The sequence below is a fragment of the Sphingomonas sp. Leaf25 genome (assembly GCF_001421635.1).
Lineage (GTDB): Bacteria > Pseudomonadota > Alphaproteobacteria > Sphingomonadales > Sphingomonadaceae > Sphingomonas.
In genome coordinates this window covers 1,212-4,795 of record NZ_LMKU01000004.1, presented here as the reverse complement: position 1 = coordinate 4,795, position 3,584 = coordinate 1,212, and the positions used below count along the sequence as shown (strand labels likewise).

6 protein-coding genes are annotated in these 3,584 nt (G+C 62.8%); 3 read left to right on the top strand and 3 right to left on the bottom strand.

The annotated features are described in order from the left end of the window. Window positions 1-289 precede the first annotated feature (289 nt). The 3 genes from ASE78_RS02660 to ASE78_RS18490 all read left to right on the top strand — a co-directional run bounded on the left by ASE78_RS02660 (window position 290) and on the right by ASE78_RS18490 (window position 2,311). Entirely contained in the window at window positions 290-1,357 is a 1,068-nt protein-coding gene (locus tag ASE78_RS02660; RefSeq protein ID WP_056492907.1) for an alpha/beta fold hydrolase, read from the top strand. A gap of 307 nt (window positions 1,358-1,664) precedes the next feature. Then, a complete protein-coding gene (locus ASE78_RS19865; RefSeq protein WP_082466962.1) occupies window positions 1,665-2,123 on the top strand; it encodes a class I SAM-dependent methyltransferase in 459 nt (152 codons plus the stop codon). Further along, a complete protein-coding gene (locus ASE78_RS18490; protein ID WP_156351254.1) occupies window positions 2,006-2,311 on the top strand; it encodes a hypothetical protein in 306 nt (101 codons plus the stop codon). Before ASE78_RS19865 ends, ASE78_RS18490 begins: the two co-directional genes overlap by 118 nt. A 107-nt stretch (window positions 2,312-2,418) precedes the next feature. Here ASE78_RS18490 and ASE78_RS02650 read toward each other — a convergent pair whose 3' ends face one another. From ASE78_RS02650 to ASE78_RS02645, 3 genes are all read right to left on the bottom strand, one after another. Next, window positions 2,419-2,838, bottom strand: coding sequence for a hypothetical protein (locus tag ASE78_RS02650; protein ID WP_056492901.1), 420 nt, complete (start codon window positions 2,836-2,838; stop codon window positions 2,419-2,421). Further along, the gene (locus ASE78_RS18090; protein WP_082466961.1) at window positions 2,825-3,169 is read right to left on the bottom strand and encodes an alpha/beta hydrolase family protein; all 345 of its coding nucleotides are present in this window, start codon (window positions 3,167-3,169) and stop codon (window positions 2,825-2,827) included. Before ASE78_RS18090 ends, ASE78_RS02650 begins: the two co-directional genes overlap by 14 nt. 205 nt (window positions 3,170-3,374) lie before the next feature. Beyond that, the coding region (locus ASE78_RS02645) for an IS3 family transposase (protein WP_156351255.1) at window positions 3,375-3,584 on the bottom strand (210 nt) is incomplete at its 5' end.

Sequence of the window (3,584 nt, the reverse complement as noted above, 5' to 3'; positions counted from 1 at the left end):
CGTCCGTCAGCGTCCGTCTGCTCAAGGCTTGCCTCCTTCGCCAGCCTTGAATCAGAACTACCGACGATTGAAAATCCTCCAAATGCAGACACGGCCTAGGGTTAGCCGCAACCTGGATCATATTTTCCATCGACGTGACGGAGGTGAGAGCCGCCATGAGATTGTCGAAATACTATCCCGACGGGAACGATGGACAAACTCCTCCGCTTGGAGGCAGCCGTACGATGGCGCATGATGCCGGAACGGTCGGTGCGGGGGGCGGAGCATGGCAGGGGGAAAACGTTCGGGGATGGTCGCGCGGGCCCTCCTGCTGGTCCCGGCGGCCTGGATGGCAACCATCTTGCATGGGCAGGTGCCCAGCACGCCCGGTGTCGTCCACGCCGGCAGCAGCAGCGTGCCGCCAAAGAGTCCGCACGAAGGGTGGTGGCGCGGGTATATGGCCGCACCGCGGGTCCGCCTGCCGGATGGTCGACGGCTGACCTTGTTCTGCCAGGGCAAGGGGACGCCGGTGGTGATCCTGGATATCGGGCTGGGCGGAGGCGCTTGGGGATGGTCGACGGTTCAGAGCGAGATGGCCCGGCAGACGCGCGTCTGTTCGTATGACCGCGCGGGCTATTCGAACAGCGATCCGGCAAGGACGCCGCGTACCTTCGATGCGCTCGAAGCGGATCTGGCCGCGCTTCTGTCGGCGGCGCGGCTTCGTGGCCCCTATGTGATGGTAGGACAATCGTTGGGCGGAGCGATCGTCGGCCTGTATGCGCAGCGGCATCCCGCGAAGGTGGCCGGACTGGTGCTGGTCGATCCTGCTGTGGGTCATCAGGCGGCACGAATGGCGGCCATCGCGCCGGACGCCGACCCGACGGCCTCAAGGCTCGTGGCCGCGAGGGACTGCGCGCGGGCGGCGAACGACGGCACTCTCCTTCCGGGCAGCAAGGCGGAGACGTCATGCGTGGCGGCCGACCGGCCCGGCTTCGAGCCGCCCGCCTTCGCCAGCGACACCTATCGCCGGTGGCAGCGCGGCTCCAACCTGCGCGCGAAGCTGGCGGAAACCGAAGGATTGGACTTCGCGACGCTGTCATGGCCGCGCGGTGCGCGGACGGAGGCGCGCATCCTCGTCCTGACGCGCTCGTTCAGCCCGACAGGGCATTCCAGAGCCCGCGAGATGTGGGCGCTGTGGAACACGATGCACGACGAGGTGGCGGCCAGCTCGGCCGATGGCCTGAATTGCGTCGTGCCGCGGTCGACCCATAGCATGATGTCCTCCAGACCAGACGCCGTGATCGACGCGGTGTCGACGATGGTCGACGCCGTGCGCGGCCACCGCCGGATCGGGACCCGATGCCGCTATTCGGACTGAGGTAGGCCAGTGGGACGCAGATGGCATGATCCCGCCAGCGACCCATGCTGGTCTGTCCCGTTTTCTGATCGCAAACGAAACAGCTCAGGCCGTCTCGCGTGCCGTTCCTTCGCGGGAAAGGTTGGTATGGTTATCGTACCGCAACGATAATGCAGATGGACGAACGTAACGTAGAGAACGCTTTCGACGTTGGCGATCGAGCACGGGCCGAGTTGGCAGACTTGATAGATCGACAGATGCAGCCTTTGGGCGACGTGGTTTTAGCCAAGCTGCCTATTGCCGAGGGGCAAACTGTCATGGATGTTGGCTGCGGGGCTGGAGAGGCGACCATGCAGTTAGCGGAGTTGTTGGCCCCCACGGTCAGGTCATCGGAGTCGACATAGCTCCGCGCGTCATCGCGCTCGCCGAACGTCGGGCGATGGACACGTCCAATGTGACGTTTCTCCAAGATGACGCTGGCATAATGTCTCTGCCGGGTCATTCTTTGGACATCATATTCTCACGCTTCGTAACGATGTTCTTTTCTGATCCTGTAGCGGCGTTCCACAATATGCGTCGGATGCTAAAGCCTGGAGGCAAAATAGGCTTCGTCTGCTGGCGGTCGGTAGATGAAATAAGTTGGACTCATTTTGCATCAATGTCGCCAGATTGCCTATCGCGGTCGATCCGTCGCCGTACAGCTTTGAACAAGCGCCTGCCATTGAGCAGGTGCTTACGGCGTCTGGCTTCCGGGATGTCGTCATCGAGGCGCTCGATGTACGGATAACCGCCGGTAATACCGCTTCGACCCTGAAAGTCGTGACAAGGGTTGGCGGTCTTGGGAAGGCCCTACGAGAAAACCCGAACCTGTTGCCGGTTGCGGAGCCAATCGTGCGCTCGGCGCTCGCAGCGCGTGAACGGGATGGCTTGGTGTACCTGGGATCGGCAACATGGATCGTAACAGCCACGGCATGAAATTTGCCGATGCCGACTTTCCCAATTCACCATCGTCGTGGGAAAGCCTCGGCCGTTTCGATCGCCGTCCGTTTCCAGGGAAAGACACTATGTCGGCTTTCAACCTGTCACGGCTGCGGGAAATGCGCCTGCAGCCAGACAAGGATTGCAGATGCCAGCGCGATGCGGTGGTCATTATAACTGTGGTCCGTTGCGAACCGCAGCCGGGTAGGAACCGGCCCTCCCGCAGCAGTCACTGTTGCCACCACTGCGTCCCCCGTTGGTGCAAGACCGTCATCGGCGTCGATCACCAGCACCGGGTGTCCCACCATCTCCGCAGTATTCTTTGTCCAGTCCCACGCCTTGGCATGGGCGACGATTTCGGCGGCCATGGAGGTGAAGCTCATGTTCGTGAAGCGCAAGTCCTCGGCGAAGTCGCGCTCCATCGTTGAGCGGGTTTCCGGCGCGTGCAGTCGCGAAGCCTCGGCACCCGCATTCCATGCCGATATCGTCACGAAGCCCGCGACACCGGCGTCATCGCCGATCATGACCGTGTACGAAGCCGCCCATGCTGTGGCCGAAGACGACGATCCGGGACGTGTCGACCTGTGCCTGTCGATCCGATGCACGGAGCCATTGCAGCGCCGCGCGAGCGTCCGCGATCGTGTTGCCGAGGGCGAACTGACCGGGTGAGCCCCAGACGCCTCGGTAATGGATGGCCAGGACGTTCCATCCGGTACGCTGGATTGCCCTCGCCAAGTCCAGATTGAGCTCGGTCCCCGGCAATCCGTGCAATAGCAATATCGTCGGATGCGGCCCCAAGCCGGCTGCGATAAAAAATCTGGCCGGTACGTCGACACCGCCGGTCCGGTAGCGCATCTGGACAAGCCGTGCCGGGGGCGTTGCGTTGCGAGGCGGGTCAGAGGTGGCTCGGTTTGTCTGCACAGGCTCGCGGGCTCCTTAAGTGGATCGCCGCTGGTTGATCATGCCGCTGCGAGTAGCGGCTTGTCGAAGTATATCTGGTCGGACGTACGACCGCCAAGCGCGGAGTGTGATCTTCCCCCGGTTCGGCGGACACGCTGGGTTAGCCGGTCATGCGCTGCTCGGCCTGTTCGGGCGTGAGATACCCGATGGCTGAGTGCATGCGGTGCCGGTTGTAGTATCCCTCGATGTATCCGAACAGCGCCTGCCTCGCCTCGGCCCGCGTCGCCCATCGGCACTGATGAACGAGTTCGACCTTGAGGGTGTGGAAGAAGCTCTCCATCGGGGCATTGTCGTAGCAATTGCCGGTGCG

Excerpts from the sequence above, each read along its gene's own strand:
- ASE78_RS02660 (WP_056492907.1), top strand. The coding sequence starts at position 290 with ATGGTCGCGCGGGCCCTCCTGCTGGTCCCGGCGGCCTGGATGGCAACC.
- ASE78_RS02650 (WP_056492901.1), bottom strand. The coding sequence starts at position 2,838 with ATGATCGGCGATGACGCCGGTGTCGCGGGCTTCGTGACGATATCGGCA.
- ASE78_RS18090 (WP_082466961.1), bottom strand. The coding sequence starts at position 3,169 with ATGCGCTACCGGACCGGCGGTGTCGACGTACCGGCCAGATTTTTTATC.